The sequence below is a fragment of the Enterococcus sp. AZ071 genome (assembly GCF_050499065.1).
GTDB classification, from domain to species: domain Bacteria; phylum Bacillota; class Bacilli; order Lactobacillales; family Enterococcaceae; genus Enterococcus_A; species Enterococcus_A ferrettii.
In genome coordinates this window covers 2,603,449-2,627,925 of the sequence record NZ_JBIPAS010000001.1, presented here as the reverse complement: position 1 = coordinate 2,627,925, position 24,477 = coordinate 2,603,449, and the positions used below count along the sequence as shown (strand labels likewise).

At 39.6% G+C, this 24,477-nt stretch carries 27 protein-coding genes; 19 read left to right on the top strand and 8 right to left on the bottom strand.

Annotated elements, in window-relative coordinates; all coding sequences use genetic code 11:
• Window positions 1-12 precede the first annotated feature (12 nt).
• The 3 genes from IGI49_RS13005 (at window position 13) to IGI49_RS12995 (ending at window position 1,723) form a co-directional block, all read left to right on the top strand.
• Complete coding sequence (locus IGI49_RS13005) at window positions 13-798, top strand: CatB-related O-acetyltransferase (RefSeq protein WP_429964830.1); 786 nt, start codon at window positions 13-15, stop codon at window positions 796-798.
• Between the two features lie 362 nt (window positions 799-1,160).
• Window positions 1,161-1,349: a leucocin A/sakacin P family class II bacteriocin gene (locus tag IGI49_RS13000; protein WP_429964829.1), complete on the top strand. Its 189-nt coding sequence runs from the start codon at window positions 1,161-1,163 to the stop codon at window positions 1,347-1,349.
• 77 nt (window positions 1,350-1,426) lie between these two features.
• Window positions 1,427-1,723 carry a bacteriocin immunity protein gene (locus IGI49_RS12995; protein ID WP_429964828.1) on the top strand — a complete coding sequence of 99 codons (297 nt, stop codon included), beginning with the start codon at window positions 1,427-1,429 and terminating at the stop codon, window positions 1,721-1,723.
• A 247-nt stretch (window positions 1,724-1,970) separates the two neighbouring features.
• On the opposite strand, the gene IGI49_RS12990 is transcribed toward IGI49_RS12995, so the two are convergent.
• The gene (locus tag IGI49_RS12990) at window positions 1,971-2,690 is read right to left on the bottom strand and encodes a GntR family transcriptional regulator (RefSeq protein ID WP_429964827.1); all 720 of its coding nucleotides are present in this window, start codon (window positions 2,688-2,690) and stop codon (window positions 1,971-1,973) included.
• A gap of 192 nt (window positions 2,691-2,882) precedes the next feature.
• On the opposite strand from IGI49_RS12990, the gene IGI49_RS12985 reads away from it, so the two are divergent.
• The 7 genes from IGI49_RS12985 (at window position 2,883) to IGI49_RS12955 (ending at window position 10,490) form a co-directional block, all read left to right on the top strand.
• The gene (locus tag IGI49_RS12985) at window positions 2,883-4,244 is read left to right on the top strand and encodes a sulfatase family protein (RefSeq protein WP_429964826.1); all 1,362 of its coding nucleotides are present in this window, start codon (window positions 2,883-2,885) and stop codon (window positions 4,242-4,244) included.
• A gap of 15 nt (window positions 4,245-4,259) precedes the next feature.
• On the top strand, window positions 4,260-5,183 hold the full coding sequence (locus IGI49_RS12980; protein WP_429964825.1) for a PTS mannose/fructose/sorbose transporter subunit IIAB: 924 nt from the start codon (window positions 4,260-4,262) through the stop codon (window positions 5,181-5,183).
• A 24-nt stretch (window positions 5,184-5,207) separates the two neighbouring features.
• On the top strand, window positions 5,208-6,041 hold the full coding sequence (locus IGI49_RS12975; RefSeq protein WP_207700665.1) for a PTS mannose/fructose/sorbose/N-acetylgalactosamine transporter subunit IIC: 834 nt from the start codon (window positions 5,208-5,210) through the stop codon (window positions 6,039-6,041).
• A complete protein-coding gene (locus tag IGI49_RS12970) occupies window positions 6,031-6,849 on the top strand; it encodes a PTS system mannose/fructose/sorbose family transporter subunit IID (RefSeq protein WP_429964824.1) in 819 nt (272 codons plus the stop codon). Before IGI49_RS12975 ends, IGI49_RS12970 begins: the two co-directional genes overlap by 11 nt.
• 17 nt (window positions 6,850-6,866) lie before the next feature.
• Entirely contained in the window at window positions 6,867-8,408 is a 1,542-nt protein-coding gene (locus IGI49_RS12965; protein WP_429964823.1) for a hypothetical protein, read from the top strand.
• 175 nt (window positions 8,409-8,583) lie between these two features.
• Window positions 8,584-9,699, top strand: coding sequence for an SPASM domain-containing protein (locus IGI49_RS12960; RefSeq protein ID WP_429964822.1), 1,116 nt, complete (start codon window positions 8,584-8,586; stop codon window positions 9,697-9,699).
• A complete protein-coding gene (locus tag IGI49_RS12955; RefSeq protein ID WP_429965003.1) occupies window positions 9,699-10,490 on the top strand; it encodes a sulfite exporter TauE/SafE family protein in 792 nt (263 codons plus the stop codon). Before IGI49_RS12960 ends, IGI49_RS12955 begins: the two co-directional genes overlap by 1 nt.
• Before the next feature lie 74 nt (window positions 10,491-10,564).
• On the opposite strand, the gene IGI49_RS12950 is transcribed toward IGI49_RS12955, so the two are convergent.
• On the bottom strand, window positions 10,565-11,131 hold the full coding sequence (locus IGI49_RS12950) for a TetR/AcrR family transcriptional regulator (protein ID WP_207700661.1): 567 nt from the start codon (window positions 11,129-11,131) through the stop codon (window positions 10,565-10,567).
• 134 nt (window positions 11,132-11,265) lie between these two features.
• On the opposite strand from IGI49_RS12950, the gene IGI49_RS12945 reads away from it, so the two are divergent.
• Window positions 11,266-11,769 (top strand): HXXEE domain-containing protein, encoded by a 504-nt coding sequence (locus IGI49_RS12945; protein ID WP_207700660.1) that lies wholly within the window; start codon window positions 11,266-11,268, stop codon window positions 11,767-11,769.
• A 156-nt stretch (window positions 11,770-11,925) separates the two neighbouring features.
• Here the strand turns inward: IGI49_RS12945 and IGI49_RS12940 are convergent, their stop codons facing one another.
• From IGI49_RS12940 to IGI49_RS12920, 5 genes are read right to left on the bottom strand one after another with little or no spacing between them, the layout of a single operon-like run.
• The gene (locus IGI49_RS12940; protein WP_429964821.1) at window positions 11,926-13,293 is read right to left on the bottom strand and encodes a bacteriocin secretion accessory protein; all 1,368 of its coding nucleotides are present in this window, start codon (window positions 13,291-13,293) and stop codon (window positions 11,926-11,928) included.
• Between the two features lie 12 nt (window positions 13,294-13,305).
• Window positions 13,306-15,456: a peptide cleavage/export ABC transporter gene (locus IGI49_RS12935; RefSeq protein WP_429965002.1), complete on the bottom strand. Its 2,151-nt coding sequence runs from the start codon at window positions 15,454-15,456 to the stop codon at window positions 13,306-13,308.
• Window positions 15,457-15,484: 28 nt separating this feature from the next.
• Window positions 15,485-16,234 carry a response regulator transcription factor gene (locus IGI49_RS12930; protein ID WP_207700658.1) on the bottom strand — a complete coding sequence of 250 codons (750 nt, stop codon included), beginning with the start codon at window positions 16,232-16,234 and terminating at the stop codon, window positions 15,485-15,487.
• A gap of 4 nt (window positions 16,235-16,238) precedes the next feature.
• Window positions 16,239-17,537: a sensor histidine kinase gene (locus tag IGI49_RS12925; RefSeq protein WP_429964820.1), complete on the bottom strand. Its 1,299-nt coding sequence runs from the start codon at window positions 17,535-17,537 to the stop codon at window positions 16,239-16,241.
• A gap of 43 nt (window positions 17,538-17,580) precedes the next feature.
• Window positions 17,581-17,703, bottom strand: coding sequence for an EntF family bacteriocin induction factor (locus IGI49_RS12920; RefSeq protein WP_207700656.1), 123 nt, complete (start codon window positions 17,701-17,703; stop codon window positions 17,581-17,583).
• Window positions 17,704-17,914: 211 nt separating this feature from the next.
• Between IGI49_RS12920 and IGI49_RS12915 the strand changes: the two genes are divergently transcribed.
• The 6 genes from IGI49_RS12915 to IGI49_RS12890 all read left to right on the top strand — a co-directional run bounded on the left by IGI49_RS12915 (window position 17,915) and on the right by IGI49_RS12890 (window position 20,160).
• Window positions 17,915-18,043: a hypothetical protein gene (locus IGI49_RS12915; protein WP_010758554.1), complete on the top strand. Its 129-nt coding sequence runs from the start codon at window positions 17,915-17,917 to the stop codon at window positions 18,041-18,043.
• Between the two features lie 43 nt (window positions 18,044-18,086).
• Window positions 18,087-18,227 (top strand): bacteriocin, encoded by a 141-nt coding sequence (locus IGI49_RS12910; RefSeq protein WP_010758553.1) that lies wholly within the window; start codon window positions 18,087-18,089, stop codon window positions 18,225-18,227.
• Window positions 18,228-18,330: 103 nt separating this feature from the next.
• Window positions 18,331-18,954, top strand: a complete 624-nt coding sequence (locus IGI49_RS12905; protein ID WP_429964819.1) for a CPBP family intramembrane glutamic endopeptidase — start codon at window positions 18,331-18,333, stop codon at window positions 18,952-18,954.
• Window positions 18,955-18,997: 43 nt separating this feature from the next.
• Window positions 18,998-19,195, top strand: a complete 198-nt coding sequence (locus IGI49_RS12900; protein ID WP_429964818.1) for a hypothetical protein — start codon at window positions 18,998-19,000, stop codon at window positions 19,193-19,195.
• A 104-nt stretch (window positions 19,196-19,299) separates the two neighbouring features.
• Complete coding sequence (locus IGI49_RS12895) at window positions 19,300-19,869, top strand: CPBP family intramembrane glutamic endopeptidase (protein WP_429964817.1); 570 nt, start codon at window positions 19,300-19,302, stop codon at window positions 19,867-19,869.
• A gap of 24 nt (window positions 19,870-19,893) precedes the next feature.
• Window positions 19,894-20,160 carry a bacteriocin immunity protein gene (locus IGI49_RS12890; RefSeq protein WP_429964816.1) on the top strand — a complete coding sequence of 89 codons (267 nt, stop codon included), beginning with the start codon at window positions 19,894-19,896 and terminating at the stop codon, window positions 20,158-20,160.
• Window positions 20,161-20,280: 120 nt separating this feature from the next.
• On the opposite strand, the gene IGI49_RS12885 is transcribed toward IGI49_RS12890, so the two are convergent.
• The gene (locus IGI49_RS12885) at window positions 20,281-21,003 is read right to left on the bottom strand and encodes a CPBP family intramembrane glutamic endopeptidase (RefSeq protein ID WP_429964815.1); all 723 of its coding nucleotides are present in this window, start codon (window positions 21,001-21,003) and stop codon (window positions 20,281-20,283) included.
• 88 nt (window positions 21,004-21,091) lie between these two features.
• Between IGI49_RS12885 and IGI49_RS12880 the strand changes: the two genes are divergently transcribed.
• Together IGI49_RS12880 and IGI49_RS12875 are read left to right on the top strand one after the other, a co-directional pair.
• The gene (locus IGI49_RS12880; protein WP_429964814.1) at window positions 21,092-21,991 is read left to right on the top strand and encodes a helix-turn-helix domain-containing protein; all 900 of its coding nucleotides are present in this window, start codon (window positions 21,092-21,094) and stop codon (window positions 21,989-21,991) included.
• 838 nt (window positions 21,992-22,829) lie between these two features.
• Window positions 22,830-24,410: an ABC transporter substrate-binding protein gene (locus IGI49_RS12875; RefSeq protein ID WP_429964813.1), complete on the top strand. Its 1,581-nt coding sequence runs from the start codon at window positions 22,830-22,832 to the stop codon at window positions 24,408-24,410.
• The last annotated feature ends 67 nt before the right edge of the window (window positions 24,411-24,477 follow it).

Here is a 24,477-nt window from a genome sequence, read left to right as displayed (position 1 = left end):
TAGGGAGAAAGCATGAGAACGATTGAAATCACCCCGGAAATTAGGAATTATTTTAAGAGAGAAGAAATATTTTTTTCAGTATATAAGCAGGAGGGTCTGGCAGATAGTCATTATTTAACAATTGATGAGGCTTTTTTTATGGAGAGTAATTGTATTTACACAGTAAATTCATTTGATAAAACATTACCAACTATGGGAATATACAGTTATTCCTCAAGTATGTTTCCTTCAAAAACTATCATTGGACGGTATTGTTCAATTGCTTCGAATGTTAAACTGATGTCCGCACAGCATCCACTTACTCGATTTACCACGTCGCCTGTAACTATCCCTAGAGAAATTATTGGTCAATCTTGGAATTTTGACCAAAAAGCCCAAGTCGGTGGCTTTTCTCAAACATCCTTTGATCAACAAAAAAGTAACGAAACAGGAGTAACTATCGAGAACGATGTTTGGCTTGGGGAAGATGTATTATTGAAATCAGGGATTTGCATTGGAACTGGCTCAGTAGTTGCGGCTGGTTCTGTAGTAACCAAAGATGTCCCTCCATACGCAATTGTTGGAGGAGTGCCAGCTAAAATTATTCGTTATCGGTTTAGCGAAGATATCTGTCATGCTCTATTGAAGTTAAGATGGTGGGAATATCCTGTCTGGAATTGCTCAGCTATTTCTGGGGATGAGCCTATTGAATGGTTTATTGAAAAACTTTCAACCTGGGTATGTCGAGAATCAATCGAAACGATTAAACCAAGGCGTGTTGATGCGGTAGATTTGATTGGTTTAGGTCAGAGACGTTAGAAGCGAGAAGGAATTTTAGTTAGGTATTCATTTTTCACAATTGTGAGATGACTGGAAAAATACACCTAATGTATTATAATGGAGTGAAAAAATCTGATCAGCTGAAACTAATAATTTAATATGAATTTTTCTGCATATCAGATTTTTACATTCTCTAACTGGAATAAACAAATAGGAAAAACACAAAGAGTAAAGCCTACTCAATCTGAGTAAGGCTTTTTCTGTAGACGTAGAACATTTTTTACTAAACAAAGGATGCTTTAAGATAAAGTTCTCTGGGTTCAGGATGGTTTTTCACGCGAACAAATTAGCTGTGATAAAGTACTTTTGTGCTAAAATAACTTGAAGGAGCATGCCGAAATATGCAAAACGTTAAAGAATTAAGTACTAAAGAACTGAGAGAAATAACTGGTGGAAAATACTACGGCAACGGTCTCTCCTGCGGGAAATATTCGTGCTCAGTAGATTGGGGCAAAGCGATTGGGATTATCGGGAACAATGCCGCAGCAAATTGGGCTACAGGTGGTGCTGCTGGCTGGAACAAAGGATAGCTGTGTGCAATTGAGATAGGTATTTTTTATAGGGATTTTAAGTGATAAAACAAGCAGTTTGAAGGAAGTGAAAGAGTATGAGCAAATTGAAATGGTTCTCAGGAGGAAAAGATCGAGGAGAACAAGCACTAGCTATCATTACCGACTTATTGAATGAATTAGCTGACAATTCAGACAATAAGTCCCTGCAGCAGGTGTTAGGGACCTATAAAGAAGAGTTAACCAAAAAAGAATCCTCTGTGCCCTTTATTTTGAGTCGGATGAATCTAGATATTTCAAATGCACTTAAAGAAGATGGAGTTACTTTATCGGCGGGTCAATCGAGCAAGCTGGAAAAATTATCTTCTCTATCGAACATTAGATATGGCTATTAATAAATTAGAGCTGCTAATCAGCATAAAAGCTAAACCTAACACACAGAGGTTTAGCTTTTTTTGTGATGTCAGCAACGAAGAATACCTTTATTTGCAACTGCAGATGTATGTTTTTAGAACTAAATCTACTACGATTAGACGGAGTAGATTTAGTATTGGTTTGGTGAAGGGACGACACTGATACACGACTTTTTGCTAGGAAAGTTCTTTATTTTCTAAGGGATCAATTGGATAATAAAGTTGTCGACTATTTTATTTTAATAAAATGAGCTTGATACTTTGTAGAATCAAAGATAGTGCATGTTTTATGCAAAGGTAAGGCCTCTTTAGTATAAGCAAAATGAGTAACCTCAAGAAGAGGAGAGTTCAGTGAAACCTTAAGATAATCGTGCAGTTTTTCATCAGCAAGAATTGCATGTACGATTTGTTGGCTATAAACTAGGGAAAAATTTCGTTCATCCTCGATGTATTTCATTTTTGATCCTGTAAGATTGGTTATAGTAAAATCGGGAAAGTATTTTGTTGGCATATAGCCATATTCGAAGCAATAAGGTTCCTCATCCGCAAACAGAATCCTCTCGTAATAAAAAAGGGGGTCCTTTTCTTCTAGATCCAACTCTTTTGCTAATTGATTTGATGCGAAAACCAATTCAAATTTAAGAACCTGAGCTGAGGGAATTTTCTGAATGCTGAGCATTTCCTCAGAAAAGGAACGAATTTTTGAAGAACGATCCAATGTTGTTTTTACAGGAGAGTAGGTCACATGACTGCCGCTTCCCTGTATTTTTTTTACATAATCATTCTCAGCTAGCAGCTGCATCGCCTGGCGAATGGTCACTCTGGAGACATTGTACTTTTTTCCTAATTTTGCCTCTGTCGGTAAAATATCTCCCTTTGAAAAAACCCCCTCTTCAATTTGTTTACATAGATCGTTAAAAATAGATTTATAGAGTGCTTCTGAAGTCATTGGTATCAATCCTTTCTTACTTTGTTAAGATGAATAGAGGGATCAAATAAGCAATTATAGGAAAATTTGTCTCATTTCTTTACAATTTGTATTATACCAAAAAAATTTATTGTATCAAAATGACCGTGACCTATTGTTATCGTTTTCACAGGGTGCTATATTTCAGGTGAAATCAAAAGAAGGAGGAAGTTTATGAATATCATTTATATTCATACCCACGATACAGGGCGGGTGATAAGTTCTTACGGTTATGGCGTGCATACGCCAAACTATCAGAGCCTATGTGAAGAGTCTCTTTTATTCCAAAATGCTTTCAGCGTTGCACCGACCTGTTCACCTAGTCGTGCGGGTTTGTTGACAGGGGTATTTCCTCATCAAAATGGCATGCTGGGACTTGCTCAGAGAGGCTTTAGCTTAGATAAGGAGCTGCATCTCGCACATTTGTTAGCAGAAAATGGGTATCGTACAGCGCTATGCGGCGTACAACATGAGATTGGCTACTATACAAGTCATGAAATGGCCATCGGTTCGTTGGGTTACCAAGAGGATTTGAGTGGGGATCATTCGAACTATTCTGAGAAGGATTTAATTTACTGGGATGAAGCCAATGCGGATAACTTGGTGAACTGGCTTGCTGCATATGACTCTGAAAAACCATTCTTCGTTTCTTATGGGATGCATGCAACACACCGAGCATTTCCAGATGAGATACACGAAGGGGAGGATCCTAATTACACCCAACCACCCATTAATATTCCTAACAATGAACTGACGCGAGAAGATTATGCCCGCTTTAAAACGAGTTTGAGAACGGCGGATGAAAATGTTGGAGCAGTAATAGAAGCACTTAAGAAAAACGGCTTGTATGATGAAACAATTATTCTTTTAACTACCGATCATGGGCTGGCTTATCCGTTTGAAAAATGTACATTGAATGATAGTGGAGTGGGCGTGCTGTTGGCTATGCGTGTGCCTGATTCCAAACAGAGAATGAAGAGCTTTGACGGCCTGATTTCTCATATTGATGTACTGCCAACGTTATGTGACTTAATTGGTCTGGATAAGCCCGAATATTTAGAAGGAGAGAGTTTTGCTCCATTATTTACAGGAGAGGACTACGAGGGAGACGATGCTGTTTTTTCAGAGATTAACTTCCATACGTCTTATGAACCCGTTCGTTCTGTAAGAACAAAGAGATATAAATACATTCGTTTTTTCGATACAGAGTATCTGAAGATCAATCGATCGAATATAGATAGCTCCCCAGTGAAAGAGTTTTATGCTGAGAATGGATTGGACGAAGTAACCAAAGACACAGAATGTCTGTACGATCTTTATTACGACGTTTATGAAAAAAATAATTTAGCAAAAGATGAGCAGCACAAAAATGAATTGCTCAAGATGAGACAACTGTTGAAGGATTTTATGGTCCGTACGAATGATCCGCTTCTAAAAGGACCAATTGAAGTACAAAAAGAATGGAGAGTGAACAAACGAGAAGCTTATTCAGCGGGATCAAAAAATGCAAATGATTATGATAGTTTCGGGGGTTAGAAAAGGGGGAGTTATATGAGAGCAATAGTTTTTGTAGGTCATGGAGATCTGCCTAAAGGGATGAAGCATTCCATTGAGATGATCACTGGCATGAAAGAACATATCTTTGTAGTTTCGTTGTCGCCGGAAGATGGGAAAGAGGAATTTCAAAACAAATTAGCCACTCTAGATTCTCAATTGACAGAGTATACAGAAATACTGTTTTTTGCTGATTTACTTGGTGGATCACCTTGTAACGGGGTTGTTGAGAGATACTTTGACAATGAAAAAGTGCAAATAGCAGCGGGAATGAATCTTCCAATGGCGGTTACGGCTGTACTAGGAGATTTGCCCATTGAACAGATTATTCAAGAAGGCAAGACTGGAATTAGTAATGTAAAAAATCCTCAGCAAACAGTACCAGTTCAAACAGAAAAACACCTTACTCAGTCAGCTCGGGCGAAAAGCGGAGAACCGTTTGAAGTTAAGAATGTCCGAATTGATGCACGTGGTATTCATGGGCAAGTTGCGACTGCTTGGACACCTAAACTAAATATTGATCGAATTATGGTGATTGATGATTGTGCGGTGAAGGACGAGATGCAGAAGATGGCGTTAAAAATGGCTAAGCCGAATTCAGTGAAGCTGTCGATCTTATCTTCTAAAAAAGCGGTGGAGCGTTTGAACAATAAGGATTCTTATCCTGGAGAAAAGTTATTGGTGATCCTTCAACGGGTTGAAACCTTGAAGAAGTTAGCGGAGCTGGGGTATCGCTTTGCGGATGTAAATGTGGGGAATGTACCTAACCGTCCAGGAACTACTTCTTATCGGAAGACCGTGCACCTGACGGAAGAAGAAGTAGCGATTATTAAAACGTTGATCCATGATGGCACGCATTTTACTGCTCAAATGGTTCCCAATGATGCGAAGGTCGATTTTGATGAAATTATCAATAAATAAAAAGGGATAACAGGAGGAGAAAAAATGGCATTATGGCAAGCACTTTTAATTGGGTTATTTGCTTATCTTGGACGTAATCAGGTACCGTGGTTGTTTGGTACAACGGGTGGATGGTATGGGATTGGCCGTCCGTTGGTAGCAGGACTGATTTGTGGGTTGATTTTGGGTGACGTGAAAGCTGGGGTCCTTTGCGGGGTAGCCGTGCAAGCCATTTTTATTGGACAGATCACACCTGGCGGAGCAGTGCCTTCTGATTTGAACCTTGCAGGCTTCATTGGGATTCCACTAGCGATAGCAGCTGGCGGTAGTGCTGAGACAGCAGTGGCTTTTGCTGTTCCACTAGGAGCATTGGGTGTAGCTTTACACAATTTTACTATGACTATTCAAGCGGCATTTTCCCACAGAGCAGACCGCTGTGCGGAGCAGGCTGATGCACGTGGGGTTCGCATCTCTAATATTATGGGAACATCGGTGTCCTTTGCTGAACGGTTTCTAATTGTATCTTTGACTTGTTACTTTGGCGCACCATTTGCTGAAAAATTATTGAATTCGCTGCCAGAGCTTGTTCTAAACTTTTTGCAAATTGGTGGACGTATGCTGCCGGCACTAGGTTTTGCCATTTTGTTGAAGCAAATTGTTGAGGAGAAGTGGATGATTTTCCTATTCATTTTTGGTTGGGTGTTTGCCTCGTCTTTCCAACTTACAACAACAGCATTAGTTTTTATAGCAATCGCAATTTCCTTGATCTATGTGATGGCCAGATACAACAAAAATGATAGTGGGACACAATCGACTTCGGCAGCCATGAATGATTCATTGCCGTTTTATCAAGACGAGGAGGGAAATTATGAAGACTAATGTGAAACTATCAAAAAAAGATGTGTCGGTTGCTTCATGGCGTTGGATGTTCTTTGCCCTAAGCTCTCATAACTATGAACGTATGATGGGAACTGGTTTTGCTCATTCACTTTCGGGGTCGTTGGAGAAATTGTACAAGGATGATAAGGATGGGCTGCGGACGGCACTTAAGAGGAATTTGGCGTTCTTTAATACTGAACCGCAACTTGGTGCAATCATTCCAGGAATTTCGTTAGCATTGGAAGAAACGTATGCGAACGATGATTCCTTTGATGAAGACATTTTAACGAGTACAAAAAATGCGCTAATGGGTCCCTTGGCAGGAATCGGAGACTCAATTTTAGTTGGAACCTTGAACCCCATTTTACTGAGTATTGGAATCGGTTTGTCGGCTAATGGTTCTGCTGTAGGTCCTTTGACCTTCTTGATTTCTTGGTTAGCGATCGTCGTCACGATGAAGTATTGGCTATTTGTGAAGGGCTACTCATTAGGATTGGATGCAGTGAAGGTACTGACTAATGAAGCAATGAAGGTCAAAATTACTACGGCTTTGACCATGATTGGGTTAATCGTAATTGGTGGAGTTGCTTCTAGCACGATTCAAGCACCTATTGCTTTTCAATACGTATCTGGGGACATGACGATCAACATTCAAGAGATTCTTGATAAAATCATGCCCAATTTAATGCCGTTAATCGTCGCACTTGTCAGCTATTTATTAGTTGATAAAAAAGGCTGGTCAACCAATAAATTGTTAGTGGGTATTTTAGTATTTGCTGCTGCCATGGTTGCGCTAGGTATTATGTAGGAGAAAGAGGATAACGAATGGACTATCAAGATTATATTACTGATTTGCACTTGAATCTTCATCCTGATCAAATTGAGCGATTGCCTAAGTGGTATGAACATAGTAAACGCGTAGTAGACTTCTTTACTCTCGCTTATTATCCGTATCATATGGTGCAGTGTCCTGGAGGCTTCAAGGCAGAAGAAGAGATTGATTCTGAGCTGATGAAAGAGCAATGGGATTTTATCAAGGACTGTCTGGGGACTAAAAATAAAACAGAAAATTATATCAGCTTTATTGGTTATGAATGGCAGGGAACTGGAGAAGATGGTGATCATAACATTTATTTTAAGAACGACCAGCAGGCGAATATCCAGTTATCCCCACGTTACCAGGATCTGGTAAAACTTTTTCAGGCTCAAGCGGTGATTGGTATTCCTCACCACTTAGCTTATTCATTAGGAAATCGCGGTAAAAATTGGCAGACACATGATGAGCATTTTTCTCCGTTTGTAGAAGTCTATTCGCACCACGGCAGTTCTGAACGAGACAGGACGAATCTAACGATGGAACGCCATATTCATATGGGACCGAGAATAGAAGACACATCGGTGGTCTCAGGCTTGAAGCAGGGCCAACATTTTGGCATCATTGCTTCTGGCGATAACCATGAGGTACCGGCAATGGTAAAAAATGGCAGAGCAGGTGTTTGGGCGGCAGAATATTCAAAAGAAGCGATCTGGGAGGCCTTCACTGAGAGAAGAACCTATGGATTTACAGATTCGAAAATTAGTGTCTGGATGCAATGTGACGATCATCCAATGGGAAGTATTTTTACTACTGATCAGAAAGAGCTGGCTCTGGACATTGCCACAGTAGCGAATGGAAAAATCGAACGAGTAGAGTTATACAAAAATGGTGAATTGGATCAGATTCATCTAGGAAAGCTAGCAACCCAGACGGATACTAATACTCCGGTTAGAGTGAAGTTTCGCATGGAATGCGGTTGGGGACCCAATATCAAATTTTTCCCTGAGTTTAATGAAAAGATTTGGCAGGGAGAACTTACGGTCGATGGCGACGTAATCTCTGTTGAGCAGGTCTATAGCAGTTTTGATAATTCGTATGAAATGCTTAATAAGCAGAAAGTCGCTTTTCAAGCAAAATCACAAAAAAATGGCGGCGATCATTGGATGAGAGATGCGGCTATGCGTAATGAAGGGTTTATCTTTGAAATTGAAGCACTCCCTTCGGCTAAGATGAGCTTAACGATCAATGGACGACAAGAAGACTATCTAATCTCTGACCTGCTTCGTACCAGTCATTTAATTGTTTTTGAAGATGAAGCGAAAGAATTGCTGAAGGAACATGTTGGATTAGAAAAGTACTATCGTAGCGACAGTTGGTATCATAATGCGTACAAAGTAAAGCTCTACCAAGCCGCTACTGAAGAACAATATGCAATCTCGGATCAATTTGTAATACCTATAACTAAAGAAGAAACCAGTTATTTTGCGAAAGTTGTTCAAAGCGATGGGCAGGTTGCCTGGGGATCACCGATCTGGATTTCCAAAGTGTAACAGGTACATTCAATTGTGAGCTACAAATAAGATGAGGCAGATTATTTATTAATAGTTAAGGTGAGGGTGCTGCACGGAACGGTGAGTACCTTTGCCTGTTTTTACAACCTTAGGGAGAATCGTACAGTCGAGTATGGAAAAGAATTAACTAGGAAGTTAGACAAGGGGAAACAAGATGAAGCACATTTCAGTTCTGATAAAGCCTGCATCATCCTTATGCAACCTGCGCTGCAGCTATTGTTTTTATGCTAATATTAGTTCGTTAAGAGAAGTACGCTCTTACGGAAGAATGAAGACGGATGTTACAGAAAGTATGATCAAAAACATCTTTGTTGATTTGGAAAATGGAGATTCTTTATCTTTGGCTTTCCAAGGAGGCGAACCCACACTGGCTGGCTTGGAGTACTTTAAGAATGTAGTGGCATTAGTGAATGCACAGGAAAAAAGAGTGCAAGTGAACTATGCGATACAGACGAATGGCGTCATTATTAATCGTCAGTGGTGTCACTTTTTGAAAGAAAATAATTTTCTGGTGGGTTTATCGATTGATGGTCATCCGCTTTATCATGATATGAATCGAGTAGATCCGCGTGGACGTGGAACCTTCATAAAGGTTATGCAGACTAAGGAACTATTCGATAAATATGGGATTGAGTACAACATCTTATGTGTATTAACGAAACCTTTAGCTAGAGAACCACAAAAAGTTTTCCAGTTTATCAAAGAACAAGCAATTGATTTTATCCAGTTCATTCCTTGTTTAGATGATCTGAATGCGACGAAGAGAAGCACGTATGCTTTGACACCAGAAAGCTTTGCCGATTTTTATCAACAGCTGCTGTGTTTGTGGTTGAAAGAATTAGAACAAGGCCATTACATTAGCATCAAGCTGTTCGATGACATTGTTAACCTGCTAGCAAGAAGTCAAGTAACGGCCTGTGGGATATTAGGAAATTGCCAGGTGCAGTATGTAATAGAAGCAGATGGCAGTGTTTACCCATGTGATTTCTATGTATTGGATGAGTATCGAATGGGCTATATTCAAGAAAGCACATTACGAGAGTTGTTTGAAAAGGATATCGCGCGCGAATTTTTATGTTCCCGAACAACGTTGCCACAAAAATGCACTACCTGCCCTTTTAAGGATCTTTGTCGTGGCGGCTGCAAACGAATGAAGGATGCAATGTATGTAGATGAAAGAACAGATTTTTGCGGTTATCAGGCTTTATTAAAAAGCTTTATTCCGCAGATTCCTAAAATAATGAAGTTAGTGGAAGGTGCTAAGCTATGATCGTTGGGTTGCTCTATTTCATTGTGATTATACTAGCCAATACAGTCGGGGCCATTTCTGGAATGGGCGGTGGTGTCATCATTAAGCCTGTCTTTGACTTTATTGGGGCTGATTCGGTAACAACAATATCGTTCTATTCGACTGTTGCGGTATTCACCATGTCATTGGTCTCTACATTCCGACAGATAGGGAGCGGCGTCAAATTCAACTGGAGTTTGATTGGCTGGATATCTGGTGGAGCAATCATTGGTGGTGTTCTAGGGAATTTAACTTTTGAATTTTTCCTGCAAGTCTTTGCAGATGAAGCACTAGTAAAATTGATCCAGATTATCTTGACGATCGTGACGTTAGTTCTAGCATTTTTGTACACGAAGTACGATTGGAAAAATTTCGAATTTTCTGGTGTTTTATGGTATTTAGCCTGTGGGCTGATTTTAGGATTTTTAGCCAGCCTGCTAGGGATTGGCGGCGGACCAATCAATGTAGCCCTTTTGATGCTGCTATTTTCATTGCCAATCAAAGATGCGACGCTTTATTCTATCGCCACAATCTTCTTTTCTCAACTGTCTAAGCTTGTGACAATTGCGGTTACTTCTGGATTTGCCCGCTATGATTTATCCATGCTGGCTTTTCTTGTCCCAGCAGCAATTATCGGAGGGCTATTAGGAAGTAAAGTTCGCACTATCCTATCACCAGAAAAAGTGACCTTGGTTTTTCAAGGAGTGATCATTTTAGTCTTGTTAATCAACTGTTACAATGGATGGCAAATTATTCATTCAATTTCTATGTGAGTATCCTAGTGATCAGTGATGTGACAGTCATGGATCGTGATAGGGTCTGAGAGGCAGGATCGTAACGTAATTTATTAGGCTCCTTCCGAGGACTTTATAAATAGCTCAATGATTCTCTTAAAATCCTCCTGAACCTGCAGAGGCGTTTTTCGAGGCGTCTCTTTGATCCACTGTTTGATATATTTTTCAAATCCTCCAAAGCTGAAAAGCAGCGTATTAGCGATTGTCATTTCTCCAAACTGCTCGAAGATTTCTGCTTTCTTCTTTTCGTAAATCAAAAGTATCTCTTCATACAGCCTATCGGTTAATAAGTAAAGAAGATTATTTCTTACCAATAACTCGATAAATAGAGCATGCTCTTCAGCTGTTGAGAATACCAATAGGACGACAGTTTCAAAGCTCAAATTTGTCGCTTCATTGATCCTTGAAATGTATGCCGCAACGATAGCGTCAACCTCTAATACCAACACCTCGATTTTAGAATCAAAATTTCTATAGAAGGTTTTTCTAGAAACTTCCGCCTGATCTACTATTTCCTTAATAGATATCTTCTCAAATTCTTGATTGCGCATGTTGTCAATTAACGAAACAAGAATTTGATTTTTAGAATAATCTGATTTCGCATTTCCTTTATTCTTCATTGGAGCCTCCTTTTAGCCTGCTAAAGTAGACACAAAATAAGCAATATGTATCTATTTCCCAATTTCCTTGAACTCACCATAAGGATACTTTATCATAATAGACACACTTGAGTCTATTTTGAGGGGAGAATATTATGTTAAGTAATTATTTGTGGTTGCCAATTTTGTTTGTCATTCATGATTTTGAAGAAATCATCACGGTTCCAAAGTGGGTGATGTCTCATAAGGAACAAGTCTTTTCTAAAAAAAGACCGCTTTTTGGAGGAGTTACGGACGGCTCAGTGCTGGCAATCGGAGTAGTAGAAGAACTTTTGATATTGGTTGGTGTTTCATTGTATAGCTCTTATGCAGGCACTAATTCGTTGTATTTTTATGTGATGATTGTTTATACTTTGCATCTGGTCGCACATTTGTTTTTTTGCCTGCAGTATCATACTTATGTACCGGGAGTAGTTACAGCAGTCATGCAACTTCCTTTTTTATTCGTAAGTATCCATCAATTATTTCTAGCAATTGAACCCACGCTATTTTCTGTGTTCTGCAATTCTTTTCTTCTGTTTTGTCTTCTGCTTTTAAATGTTTTGGTACTCCATAAAACAATGGATAAACTAGCAAGGCGTTTATTTCTGATTTTATAACTACTCGTAAGAATCTTGCAGCTACGACTTTAAATGCAGGATTCTTTTTTGTACCACACGCGTTTACCCTCTGAAAGACAATTTCCATGTTCCGATTATGACCCCACAAAAAATGAGACCGGCCAATAAAGCCGATCTCCCTCCATAAAAAGACCCTTACTCTTGATTTAACAAGATATCTCTAATCTTCTGCCAATAACTTTTCTTGCCGACAACTAAGGACAGGTCGCCAGTCAATCCATAACGAGTGATTGCCTGATCTTCGATGGAGAGTTGTCCCTCCACCTGATAGAAGGCGCCGTCTTTTGTCAGATCGCTGGTTTCCGCAATTCGCGTTAGTGTGCCATCGATACTTTTTTCAGAAACCCCTTTTTTATCTAACTTAAAGTGAACAGGCATCCCTATTTTGACATGACTCATTTGGTTCGCAGGAATTTGAGCAGTAAAAGCCATCGAGTCTTTTGGCTGATTTGGGTACAGCTCTGCCACCAGACTTCCCTTTGGCAGCTCAGAGATATTTTTACTTTCTTCGTTTAAGTGAAGAACACCATCTGAGGGAGCCAGCAATTGACTGTTTTTTAATTGCTCGTTTAGGGATTGCAGGCTGCTGTTGTTGTGAGCAATTGTTTCGGTAATTTCTGATAGTTTTTGCTTTGTCTCAGAGATAGCCTGCTCTTTGCTTTGGGTATTCTTAGTGGCTTGTCCATTGATCTCGTGTTCAGCCGATGGAGGTGCTGCTAACTTTCCTTGTTCCAGCTGCAGCTGTTCGATTTCATTTTTGAGCTGACTTAGCTGTGTATCGATTGTGCTTAAGATATTGGCCTTCTGCTCTTCCTTTTGTTCATCAGGACTAGCAGCCAGCTGTGCCTGCCAAGTCTGATATTTAGACGTGATGTCTGAAGGAAAGCCTGCCAAAGCTTGCTGGCCGGCCCAAGCAGATCGAACCTGCTGCCACTGGCTTTGTTCAGTTTGTCGTTTAGTTAATTGATCCGTCAACTGAGTATTGGTTTTGTTGAAGGCATCCTGTTGCTGCTGCTGATTGGTTCGCAGCTGTTGATTGCTTTCCTGAATTTCTTCCTTTGCTGCTAAATAGGCATTTACCCGATTGGCGTAACCGTAAGAATCTTCTGCCGCAAATAGATTTTTTTCCTGATTCAGACTGTCAATAAAGGTGTGAATCGCTTGTTGTTGCTCCTGTAAGGAAGTATTTTGCTGCTCCAGCTGCTGTTTTTCGATCTCGATCCCGGTTGTATCAAAGGACAGCAGCAGCTCGCCTTTTTTGACTTCCTTATTTTCAGTTAGATGATTTTCTTTTATTTTTGCATTTATTGGTGTTTGCAGCTTCTTTGTTTCTAAGGAGGTAATCCGAGCCTTGGCGCGGATGACTACCTCGGTCTTGCCAAGAAACAAAAACAAGCTGCCTAATACTAAGACCCCAATTACTGGATAGAGAATCCAGCGATAGAAGGTAGAGTGGTGTTGGGCATAGACGGTGGAATGATCCAACCATTGATTGTTTTGCATCACAGAGTCCTCCTATATTTCCCACAAGCGTTGATACATTCCATGATTGCAGCGTAATTCTTCATGGGTTCCTTGTTCCACCAGCCGTCCTTCATGCATAACCAGGATTTGTTCACAGGCTTTAGCTAAGGATAGGTGATGGGCAATGAATAGAATTGTTTTATCCTCCAACTGCAGTAAGCTTTGCATAATAGCATGCTCCAATAAGGTGTCCAATCCGCTGGTAGCTTCATCTAAAATCAGAATATCTGCATCCTGCAGCAGTGCTCGAGCAATCGCTAAACGTTGGCGTTGGCCACCAGATAAGTTCGCGCCGCCTTCCTCTAATAGAGTCTCAAAGCGTAAAGGCTGTTGATCGATAAAGGAAGTGAGCTGAACCTGCTCACATACTGCTAAAATTCGCTCAAAAGGCGGCAGAGATGCTAAGCCAAAGGTAAGATTTTCCAAGATTGTTCCGCTGAAGAAAAAAGACTCTTGGGGAACATAGGTCACTCGCTGCCGTAATTCTTGCGACTGAATATCCAGGATATTGACGTTACCAAAACGAATCTGCCCCTCACTAGGAGCATAGAAATTAACCAGCAGCTTCGCTAAGGTTGATTTTCCTGAACCGCTGACACCAACAATCGCAATTTTACTATTGGGTGGAATAGTGCAGGTAATATCTATTAAGGTAGGCAGCTTCATCGTGTAGGAGAAAGAAAGCTGGTCTAGCTGAATTCCTTGCTGGAAGATAGTAGAAGAGAAGTGTTTTGCGGCACCTTGTTCTTCCTTTTCAGAAGAAATAGCAAAGATTTCGTTCAACCGTTTGTTGGCAACCTGAGCTGTTTGCATTTTCACCTGCAGATTAATGATATTTTGCAGCGGATCAGTAAAGAAGACCAGTAGTGCGTTGTATGTAATCAGCTGCCCAATACTAATTGAGCCATCGATAACGTAGTAAGACCCTAGCCACAAAATCAAGGCGCTGCTCACCAACTGGATGGCTTGCTTGATTCCTTGTTGAACATTATCTAAAGTGACCGTCTTAAAGGAGGACTTCATCAATTGGATAAACTCCCGATCCACCCGATTATAGACTTTTTCTTCGCCATTGTAGGCTTTAATCGTTTCAATCCCCTTTAAACTTTCAATAATACTGGAATTCAAAACTGCACCAGCCGACATTTCTGCCTGATTCGCCTTCTCGTAGCTGCGGACAAAGGCTAAGATCGCAGCCAAATAAAAAGGAAGAGAGGCCAAGGTTATCAAAAAAAGCGGTCCGTTTTGAATCGCTAAGGTTGTTCCTACAATGAAAACCATCCCGATATCCAAAAATACTGATAATGTGGCACTGGCAAGCGCATCGATAATTTTATTTGCATCTAAAAAGCGAGAAATAATTTCCCCTGATTTCCGAGTAGCAAAAAAACTCATCGGTAAAGTCAGCACATGCTTAAAATAGCGGAGCATAACTGCCATACTCATTCGCTGCCCTAAAATCACCAACAGATAATTACGGCTGTACTCAAACAATACTTTAAACAAGTACACAGCGATTAATCCTGCTGAGACGATATTTAAGGTAGACATTGCTTGATTCGGAATAAAGAAATCAAGTATTCCTTGAAAATAATAAGAGCTGGCAATACCAAACAAGGTAATAAATAAGGCTGCTAGAACAATATGAAAAATAAGTCCTCTTTGCTGCCACAAAACCGGGAGAAAAGAGGTCAGGCCAGCGACTTTTTCTTTGCTCGGCTGATACTCTGCTGCTGGAGTCATTAGCAAAAGTACTCCAGTCCACTCATGGTCGAAATCGGTAATCTTCTTTTTAAGCTTTCCTTGACCAGGATCAGCAATGAGTAAGGTATCCCCTTTTACGCCGTACACGACAACATAGTGCATATATGTATCATCAATAATCACATGAGCAATTAAGGGAAAAGGCAGCTCTTTTTCCTGCCACACGCCTTGATCAGCTTGAATCGCCTGGCAGTCGAAATTCAGCTGCTCAATGCACTTTTTCAAGCCAAAGGCGGAGGTTCCTTCTAAATCGGTTCCCGACAGCTCCCGCAGCTTATGGATCGGGATTTCGGTTTTGTATTGCTTTAGAATCATGGCGATGCAGGCAACGCCGCAATCCTTTTCATCCTGTTGAGGAATAAATGAGATAGCAGTCATTTGAACAAGGCTTACTCCCTTCAATAAGTTACTTCATTTTTTCTAACCGTTCCTTTAGCTTCTTAGCTTTACCTAAAGCAAAGGTACGGCTTAACTCAGCATTGAAATGAATTGTACGGTTAGCAAAATCTATTTCTCGAGCCTTTGTTAAATTCACCAAACAAGAACGGCTGGCACGAAACAATGCGGGATAAGCTTTCTCCAAATCCTGCAGCTTGCCGTAGAATTCATAGTGGCCATTCACAGTGTACAAAACCACACGATGAGGAATAGTTGAAGGCTCTAGGAACAAAACCTCAGCCAAATTAAGGTTGAAGGTCTGAGTACCAATAGAAAAGGTAAAATTCTGACCCTGATCATTCTTAGCTGTCGCAATTCGCTCTTGAGCTACTGACAACAGCTCCATAATCTCCGTCCGATAATCCTCCAATGGTTGGTCCTTAGTAATGAAGCCTAATGCCTCCACTCGCCTTTTTAAAGTAAGGGGAGCCAGCTCCTCGTGAGTTGTAATAAAAATAATTTTCGCCTGTGCATCAGCATTACGAATGGTTTCGGCCAAGTCGATGCCATCAATCGTATGGTTCAAATCGATATCTAAAAAATAAACCCCGTTTTTTGGTTGAAATTGCTGCAGGTATTTCTTTACCTCCAGCGGATTCTGAGTCTTTAAGACTACCTCAAAGGGATCATTGTGAAACAACAAATAGTTTTGGATGATCGTATCCAGCTGCTGCAGCTGAATCAGTTGATCCTCACAAATAATAATTGGATAGCTCATGCAGCTACTTCCTTTCAAAAACGGTAATAATTTGAGTTGAGAAGGTATGTTCATCCTTTTCATACTGCACGTATAAGTTTGGATACTTTGTTTTAAGTTCTTGGATGTTGGAGAGCCCTAAGCCTAAATGATCTTGTTTGGAAGAGAATCCAGGCTGCATCAGCTGAGGAATACTTGCACCTGATTCCTGATACGTATTCTGTATCAAACATTCCAGCTGCTGATTGTCCTGATAAAGCAAAATGGAAAGCGCAGGTTTTTCAAGCCCTCGGGCCGCTTCAATCGCATTGTCCAGTGTAATTCCTAGAATACGAATAAAATCAAATACTGGAATCGGCAGCTCTTCAATTTCTTGTCGACATTCCAAAGTACAAGCAATCTGATGCTCCTGAATGACCGACAGTTTACTAATTAGCAAACTCTTCAGGTATGTGTTTTTTACGTTTTTCAAGTCATTATAGGACCAAGCAATTGAAGCAAAATACTTATCCGAATAATTCTCCAAGCTAATTACTTGTTGCAGCAGCTCCGTGTCTTTACTTGCGACAGAAGATTCTTTCAAGCTTAAGATTAGATTTTTATAGTCATGCTGAAACTTGCGCATTTTCTGCTGATTATCTTCTAATTGATCGGCGTATTCCTTAAGATCGGTTAGCTGCTGCTTGAATAATTGCTGCTCGAAGGTTTCCTTTTGGCGAGCTGTTTCGCGAGCAAAAACAATAAGCAGGAAAATGGTTTGAACCACTAAGAAAATGACCAAACCGACAACAAACCGATCAAAGGCTTCATAATAATGAGCGGCGTAAGTAATCAGTAAAGCTACTAAAAATAAATACCCTAAGAGAATGGAAGAAAACTGAGAACTGTATTTCTTGAGCAATCGTTCTGCTGAAAAGCGGAAAAGGGCAAAGAGAAGCACTAGTAAGGCAAGAATATCAAGAACAATCTCTCCTATCACCAATGTCCAGCCCTTTACTCCTGAAAATGAAATGAATGGAATTATTCCAGCAGAAACTAGGAGTGGAACAAAGTAGCTGAGCAGCATACTCAAAATGATTGTATTCAAAAGAATATAGTTTGTTTTTTTCTTCGATTTTAGCAGGTAGTAGCATCCAACGATTGTTAGTACATCAGAAAAATCACTGAATACTTCTACTAAAAAGGTAATTGGTAAAAGAACCAGTAACAAGATCATCTTTTTCTTAAGGGGTATTCCACGATATAGCCTGAAAAAGATGCCATAAAAATAGAACGAAGATAAAAACATCCGTAAAATGTACGCTTTCGTATCAATTTGTACCATTTGATTCACCTCTTGAATATGAGTATATCAGAGGCAGTAAAATCTAACACTTTCTAAAAAATGACCATAAACATTGTGCAGGATTACCCGAGCTTTTACCGAATTGTCCACGGTTTCCCCCTTGTACTTGCTTTAGTTGCTTTTCCGATAATTGTTGAACGTTCATAAGCTCACTCCTTTCATTGATTGAAATTAGTATGGCATAAAGCATTCCTGTATATAAAAATATGTCCTGAAGGTAGCCAAATGCTGTCTTGAACGGTTGATGAAGTAGAAAATAATCGTTTAGGATGGAAAAATACAGGTTCAGGATGTTTTTCTCAAGCTTCGAAAGAAAAGAAGTACGATAGAGGTATCAGATAAGGGGAGGTGAGAATATGGACAAGTATACACAATTATCTGCTGTGCAATTACGAGCAACTGTCGGTGGAAAAAGAACCTGGAAAAACTTTGTTAGCTACATGGGCAGCTATTACAAAGGATTGTGGGACGGCTTAGTCGGTTAAGTTTCTCAACAAGTAATTAAATCAAAAAAGGAGTGAAGAAGAGATGAACTATCAAGTACTTAATGAAAAGGATCTTCAAGCAATTACTGGTGGCGGTCAATACGATAAGACGGGTTACAAGATAGGAAAAACAGTAGGCACGATCGTAAGAAAAGGATTTGAAATCTGGAGTATTTTTAAATAATTTTCGCTTCCCCACATACTTAAACCCTAGGCAGACAATTCCCCAAGCTCTCCGTTGTCTGTCTAGAGTTTGAGCAGGACGAGCGTTTAGAAAGAGAGAACCAATGAAAAAAAGCCGCTATCTATTCGTTATCATCCAGTTTCTTTTTGCACTTATTCCCCAAATTTGGATTTATCTTTTTATTACTAAAATGGGCTGCAGCTTTACCTATGGACTTAGCGCATTCTTTGCTGCTGTGATTCTGATAAATCTCTACTTGGCGATCTATTTTTTTGAACAGATAACAGCTATCAAATTAACCATTAGAGGGATTCGCTTGAAGCAGCTGCTTTATTATACTTTTTTAGCAGTAGGGTTAAAGATTCTTTTTGGTCTTCTGGCGTATTGGGCTGGTTACACAACACCAGACAATGAAGAGGCAATTCAAGGATTGTTAGGAGAAATGCCCAAAGTAATTTTTACACTATTTGCCGTAATCAGCGGTCCTATTTTAGAAGAGTTGGCTGCTCGAGGATTCATCATGGGATACATATTTAAGCAGCATAAACCACTGGGCTTTTTAGTAAGTGTTGTCCTATTTACTGCGCTTCATCGCCCAACTAGCCTAGGCCAAGTATTGATCTACTTAGGTCCATCAATAGCCTTTTGCTGGATTTATTACGCCAGTGATCGACTGGAATATTCTATTGCTGCGCACGTTATAAACAACTTGCTTGTTTTACTATAGCTCTTAGACATGAATGGCTAAAAGATAGAGAGGAGGAATTCAGATGTTTTTATTGAGAATTCTGCTATTGATTGTACTGATTGGATTAATTGTCTATATCAACAATAAAAAGCAGACTCTGCCACGAAATTATAGCTGGCTGCTTATCGCCGCTATTATTTGTATCATCATTATAGAAATTGTCACCAGCTCTGTTGCTACCAGCTTTTTACAGGGATTAATGGACGGTCTAACTCAGTAAAGAGGGAAGAAAGGTGAGGCACAATTTTATACCAAAAGATTCAGAAATACGCCACAGGAATAGTCACTTTTTTCGGGATGGTGATTATTTCACAGGTGCCGGATATGGTTGCTTTACGCGCAAAAACAAGTCTTAAGGATTTGCTGGTACCGCTAATCGCTGCTTCACTTCTATGGATAATGATCCTCGTATGCCAAAGTCTTGGAATTTTTCAGCTCAGAGATTGGCGAGTTCATTTGTCTGATATAAAGCTAGTCCTAATCGGGTTCCTGATTTTTATCATCGTAAAAGCAGCCGGTGGGGCACTTCTGTTTCTACTGGGGGAGACAACGACTCATAATCAGCAGCTGGTGGAAAGTGCTTATGCTGCTCATCCTGTTTGGATTCAATTTTTACTGATCGCAATTGTGGGTCCGATTATGGAAGAATTTATCTTTCGAGGATTTCTGATTCATTACTATTTTTCTGCTAATTATAAGGTGGGGATAGTAGTTAGTAGTTTGCTTTTCGGTCTGTTCCATCAACCAACTGATTTAGTCAGCTTACTTATTTATGCATCAGGTGGTTGGGTACTGGGGATAATCTATCAAAGAACGAAAAGGATTGAGATTGTTATTCTTATCCATTGCTTGAATAATTCACTGATGTTTCTTCCTTACTTGTTTGGAGGGTAAAGGGATAATAGAAAGGTGAGTATCGTGAAAAATACTGATTACTTTAGTAATGTTTTGACACTAACTAAAACAACTTTGGAAGATTCTGATATCCAGAAAGATATAGTACTATGTAGTATTTTAGAAAGAATCAAAATGAGTGCTCTTAAGGAGGAGTTTTTTTATGATTACAAGAAAGAATTTCAACCAGCAGTTAGTAGATTTACGATTAGAAATGGATTTTCTACTCCCAAAGTGTTATTGGACTTGTTTTCTGTGATACATATGCCGAAAGCTTGGTCAGGGTTATAATCAAAAAGCTTTAAAACGTATCCAGTAGGTGAACGGCGTTTTAAAGCTTTTTTGCATAAATCTTTTTTTAGAGATAACTTATCAACTATGAATCTATGTTTTCACCTAACACACCTTTAACTAAACAGCCGTTTTTCCACGTAATTGACGTTTAGGGAAAACAATCAAAAAGACCATGTAGCAAACAGACAGAAGAGAGACCGCCCAGATGTTTTGCTGTAAAGAACCGCTCATAGACAATGAGGCCAAGATATTGAATGCTGCATGGAAACCGATGACTAAATAAAGTGAGCCAGTTGAATAATACATAAGCGAAAATACACCACCTAATAATAAAGCATTAATGATTTGCAGAATAACCAATACCGATGCTGTATCTGGATTCAATCCGCTAGCGATATGCAAAATACCGAAGATACTGCTAGAAAACAGTAAGTAAAACGTTGGACTTTTGTCTTTCAAAAAATAGAAAAAGATTCCCCGAAAGAGTGTTTCTTCTACAAAACCTACCAAAAGCATCTGAAGCCCAATCAATAAAATTGTTGAAGTCGATAAGGAACGATTGAAGCCCAAAATCACTGGTTGAATAAGTACGATCAGTGCGATGAAGCCTATCCAATAGATGGGCACGGTCCCTTTTTTAAAGCCAAACGGTTTCAGGCTAAGCTCTTTCTTCTTCATATAAAAAATTAAAAAGAGAGCGTACAATGCAAACGCCGCTATTTGAGACAGAATAATTCCGTTAGTATCCATTGCTAAAATCACACTTGCTGCTGAAAAAAAGCTGATAACCAGTGTTAATCCGATTGCTAAACCTACCAATTTAAAATATGTTTTACTCATTTTGTTCCTCCTGTAATTCGTTTTTTACACTATAGCATGGGCTTCTTAGTGAAATTCCGTTATAATTCCTGTATACAGGAATTATGAAATGGAGATAGCTATGTACGGCGAAATCATCAAGCAAATTCGGAAAGCAAAAGGATTTACGCAAAAAGAAGTTTATACCGGGATTGTTTCAAAAACCTTCTATAGTGATTTTGAGGCAGGAAAATATTCTGTGGAAATTACTAAGTTTGAAGGGTTCATCAAAAATTTAGGGATTACCTATCAAGAATTCGAGTATTTCAAGAAGCAATCACAAGAGGATGAAGCGAAAGTTTTAGAAGATAAAATTGATCGGCTTTATAAAAGCGGCAAATTTGAGGCACTTTATGATATTTACGAAGAATATAAGCAGCACCAAGCGATCGAGCTGCGCTATTTGGCGATTCAGGCCTACCTCTTAGTACTAATTACCAACACCAATTTTTACAAATTTTCCCGAGAACCCTTTAATGAAATTCTGGCTGAATTAGAAAATGCCAAGATGTGGACATTGAAAGAAATTAAGCTGAGCAAGCTGGTATTGTTGTCACTTTCTGAAAAGTACAAAGAAAAAGCTGCCGCGATCTGCCAGCGGATTGGGCAGGAATTGGAGAAATATCAGTCATTTGACGGCAAAGTTTACTATGAGGAAATGGGCGATTTGTATTTCAACAGAGTCCAAAGCTTGTTAATCACCAATGATGTTCCAGCTGCTCAAACAGTTTTCAATGAATACCAGCAAACGATCCAGCAGTCAGATAATCTGCATTTGATGATCCAGTTGAAGTTCAGTGAGAATCTGTTGCAGCTTTATGTAGATTATCCGGTTTATCAGCCTAAAATGAAAACCTTGCTGCAGCACTTAAGTGAGACGGCGACTTCGGAAACACATTTTTATGGAATCATTTTCCAAATTCATCAGGAAAAAGCTAAAAGTTATTATGCACGTTATCGGAAAAAGTAGGTCGTATGAAAAGTATCGCTTTATTATAAAAGATTTGTTAAAGTACCATGTCATAAAGATAGTACGAAATGAGCTGAGCGGGTACAGGTCTAACAGCACCTCCCTTTTAGGCAGCTGCCAAAGAATATTGCAGCATTTCTTGATAGGCAGTTTCTCTGTATTGCTCGCGGTTAGTGCTCATCAAAAGGTATTTTTTAGCTCACGGATGTTGAAAAGCTGTTTAGAGGACTTTTTAAGATGTTTTTTGTGACTATCCCTTGGTTATTCTTTCGTTATTTTTGAGCATTCAATCAGTCAATATCTTCTTGACAACTACTGAACATGAATGCTAATCTTTTTGGTAGTCGAAAGCGTTTTATTTTAATTAAAAAACGCTGATAAAAACATGAAGATATGAGGTGAGAAAATGATCTTGAACGTTGATTTCAATAAAACCATTCGTTATTGCTGAACAAGCACTGAAATCTTAGCGTGCTCTAAGTCAGTATGTAAAGAAGCATTTTCTCATTTTATTCTATCCGATAGATAAACCGTTATTCTCGGGGGATTTTTTGCGCCCATTTTTTCTAATGTCTTGTTTTTGGTGACGTTCCGTGAATGCTGGCTTTTTTTGATGTGTTCGAAAACCGTGTCTACTGAACGGCTTCGTCCACTGACTGGTTATTGAGAATAGATGAGAAAGCATGCTGTTGATTTGGGATGCTTTTTTCGTGCGCCAATAGGCCCTTAGAAAAGTAGATATTCTTGTGAATCAATATACTATGCTTCAGTCAGAGTTGTTTTTTTGTAATCAACCAATCTTTTAAATTACTTTACTAAGAATGAAAAATCAGAGGAGATGTTAGTGTTGAAAAAGTCAGTTTGGAAATATTTAGCTGTATCATTTTGTATGCTTGTACTATTAGCCGGTTGTGGTGGTTCCGGAGGGGATAAAACCGAAGGCAGCAAAGATGCAGCGTCTGCTAAAAAAGACGAGCTTCGTATTGCCGTGTCTGCGAATCCACCTTCTTTAGATGCTCAGATCGCAAACTCTAATATTACAGCTCAAATCGGGTACCACATTTTTGAACCGTTGTTTGCGATGGATGGGAATTTTGAACCCCAGCCAGTACTTGCTGATTCTTATGAAGTAAGCGAGGATGGCAAAGTGTACACGATCAAACTTTTGAAGGGTGTTAAATTCCATAATGGCAAAGAAATGACTGCGGATGATGTAGTGGCATCACTAAGTCGTTGGGTGAAAGACTCACAAAAAGCAAGCACCTTGATTGGTGGATCGACATTTGAAAAAGTAGATGATTACACAGTGAAGATGACTGCCAATGAAGCGTCATCGGATGTGATTACCGTACTTGCGAATCCAATTATGTTTGCGGCTATTTACCCTGCCGAAATTGTAGAAAAAGCTGGCGAAAAAGGTATCAGTGAATACATTGGAACCGGTCCTTATAAATTAGCCGACTGGAAGCAGGATCAATACGTTGAATTGGAAAAATTTGATGATTACAAAGTTAGAGAGAATGCAACTACTGGTTTAGCGGGCAAAAAGACAGCAGCTACCGATAAGCTTGTTTTTGATATTGTAACCGATGCGTCAACGCGAATTGCCGGTGCTAAGAACGGACAGTATGACATTGTAGAGGAAGTTCCTCAAGATAATTATGAAGAATTAGAAAAAGCATCTAACCTAAAACTAGATGTTACTAAAGGCGGAACTCTGAACCTGTTCCTTAACACTACAGTAGGAATCATGGAAAAACAGGATATGAGACAGGCTGTATTGGCAGCACTTAATATGGATGATATTTTGCTTGCCAGCTATGGAAACAAGAAGCTCTTTGAAGAAAATCCAGGCTGGTTTAATCCAGAGGATGCTCAATGGGGAAGCGAAGCAGGGAAAGAATACTACAATCAAAATGACCCGGATAAAGCAAAAGAGCTATTGAAAAAAGCTGGATACAACAATGAAAAATTGGTACTTGTAACGACACCAGACTATCCAGAAATGTACAATGCTACACTAGTTGTACAAGAGCAGCTTAAAAAAGTAGGAATAAATGCCGAAGTTGAAAGCTATGACTTCAGTACGTTTATGGAGCACCGAGCAGATCCTAACCAATGCAGTATGTTTATCACCAGCAACAGCTACAACGTTCTTCCGATTCAATTAACGGTACTAGACAAGACGTGGGCTGGGATGGACCGACCAGAGGTTACAGACGGAATTAAAGCAATGCGCTCAGCCAATTCCCAAGAGGAAGCAAAAGCAGCATGGGATGATCTACAAGAGTTTATCTATGAATATGGCGGCGCAACTGTCCTTGGTCACTTTACTGGGGTGAATGCGGTCAGCAATAATGTAGACGGCTACGAATATATGAGATTCCCAATCTTCTGGAATGCAACAGTCTCAGAATAAGCGATCGACGCGGTGAGCTGCTACGGCGGCTCGCCGTTTTTTAACAGAAGTATAGATAGGAGCACAT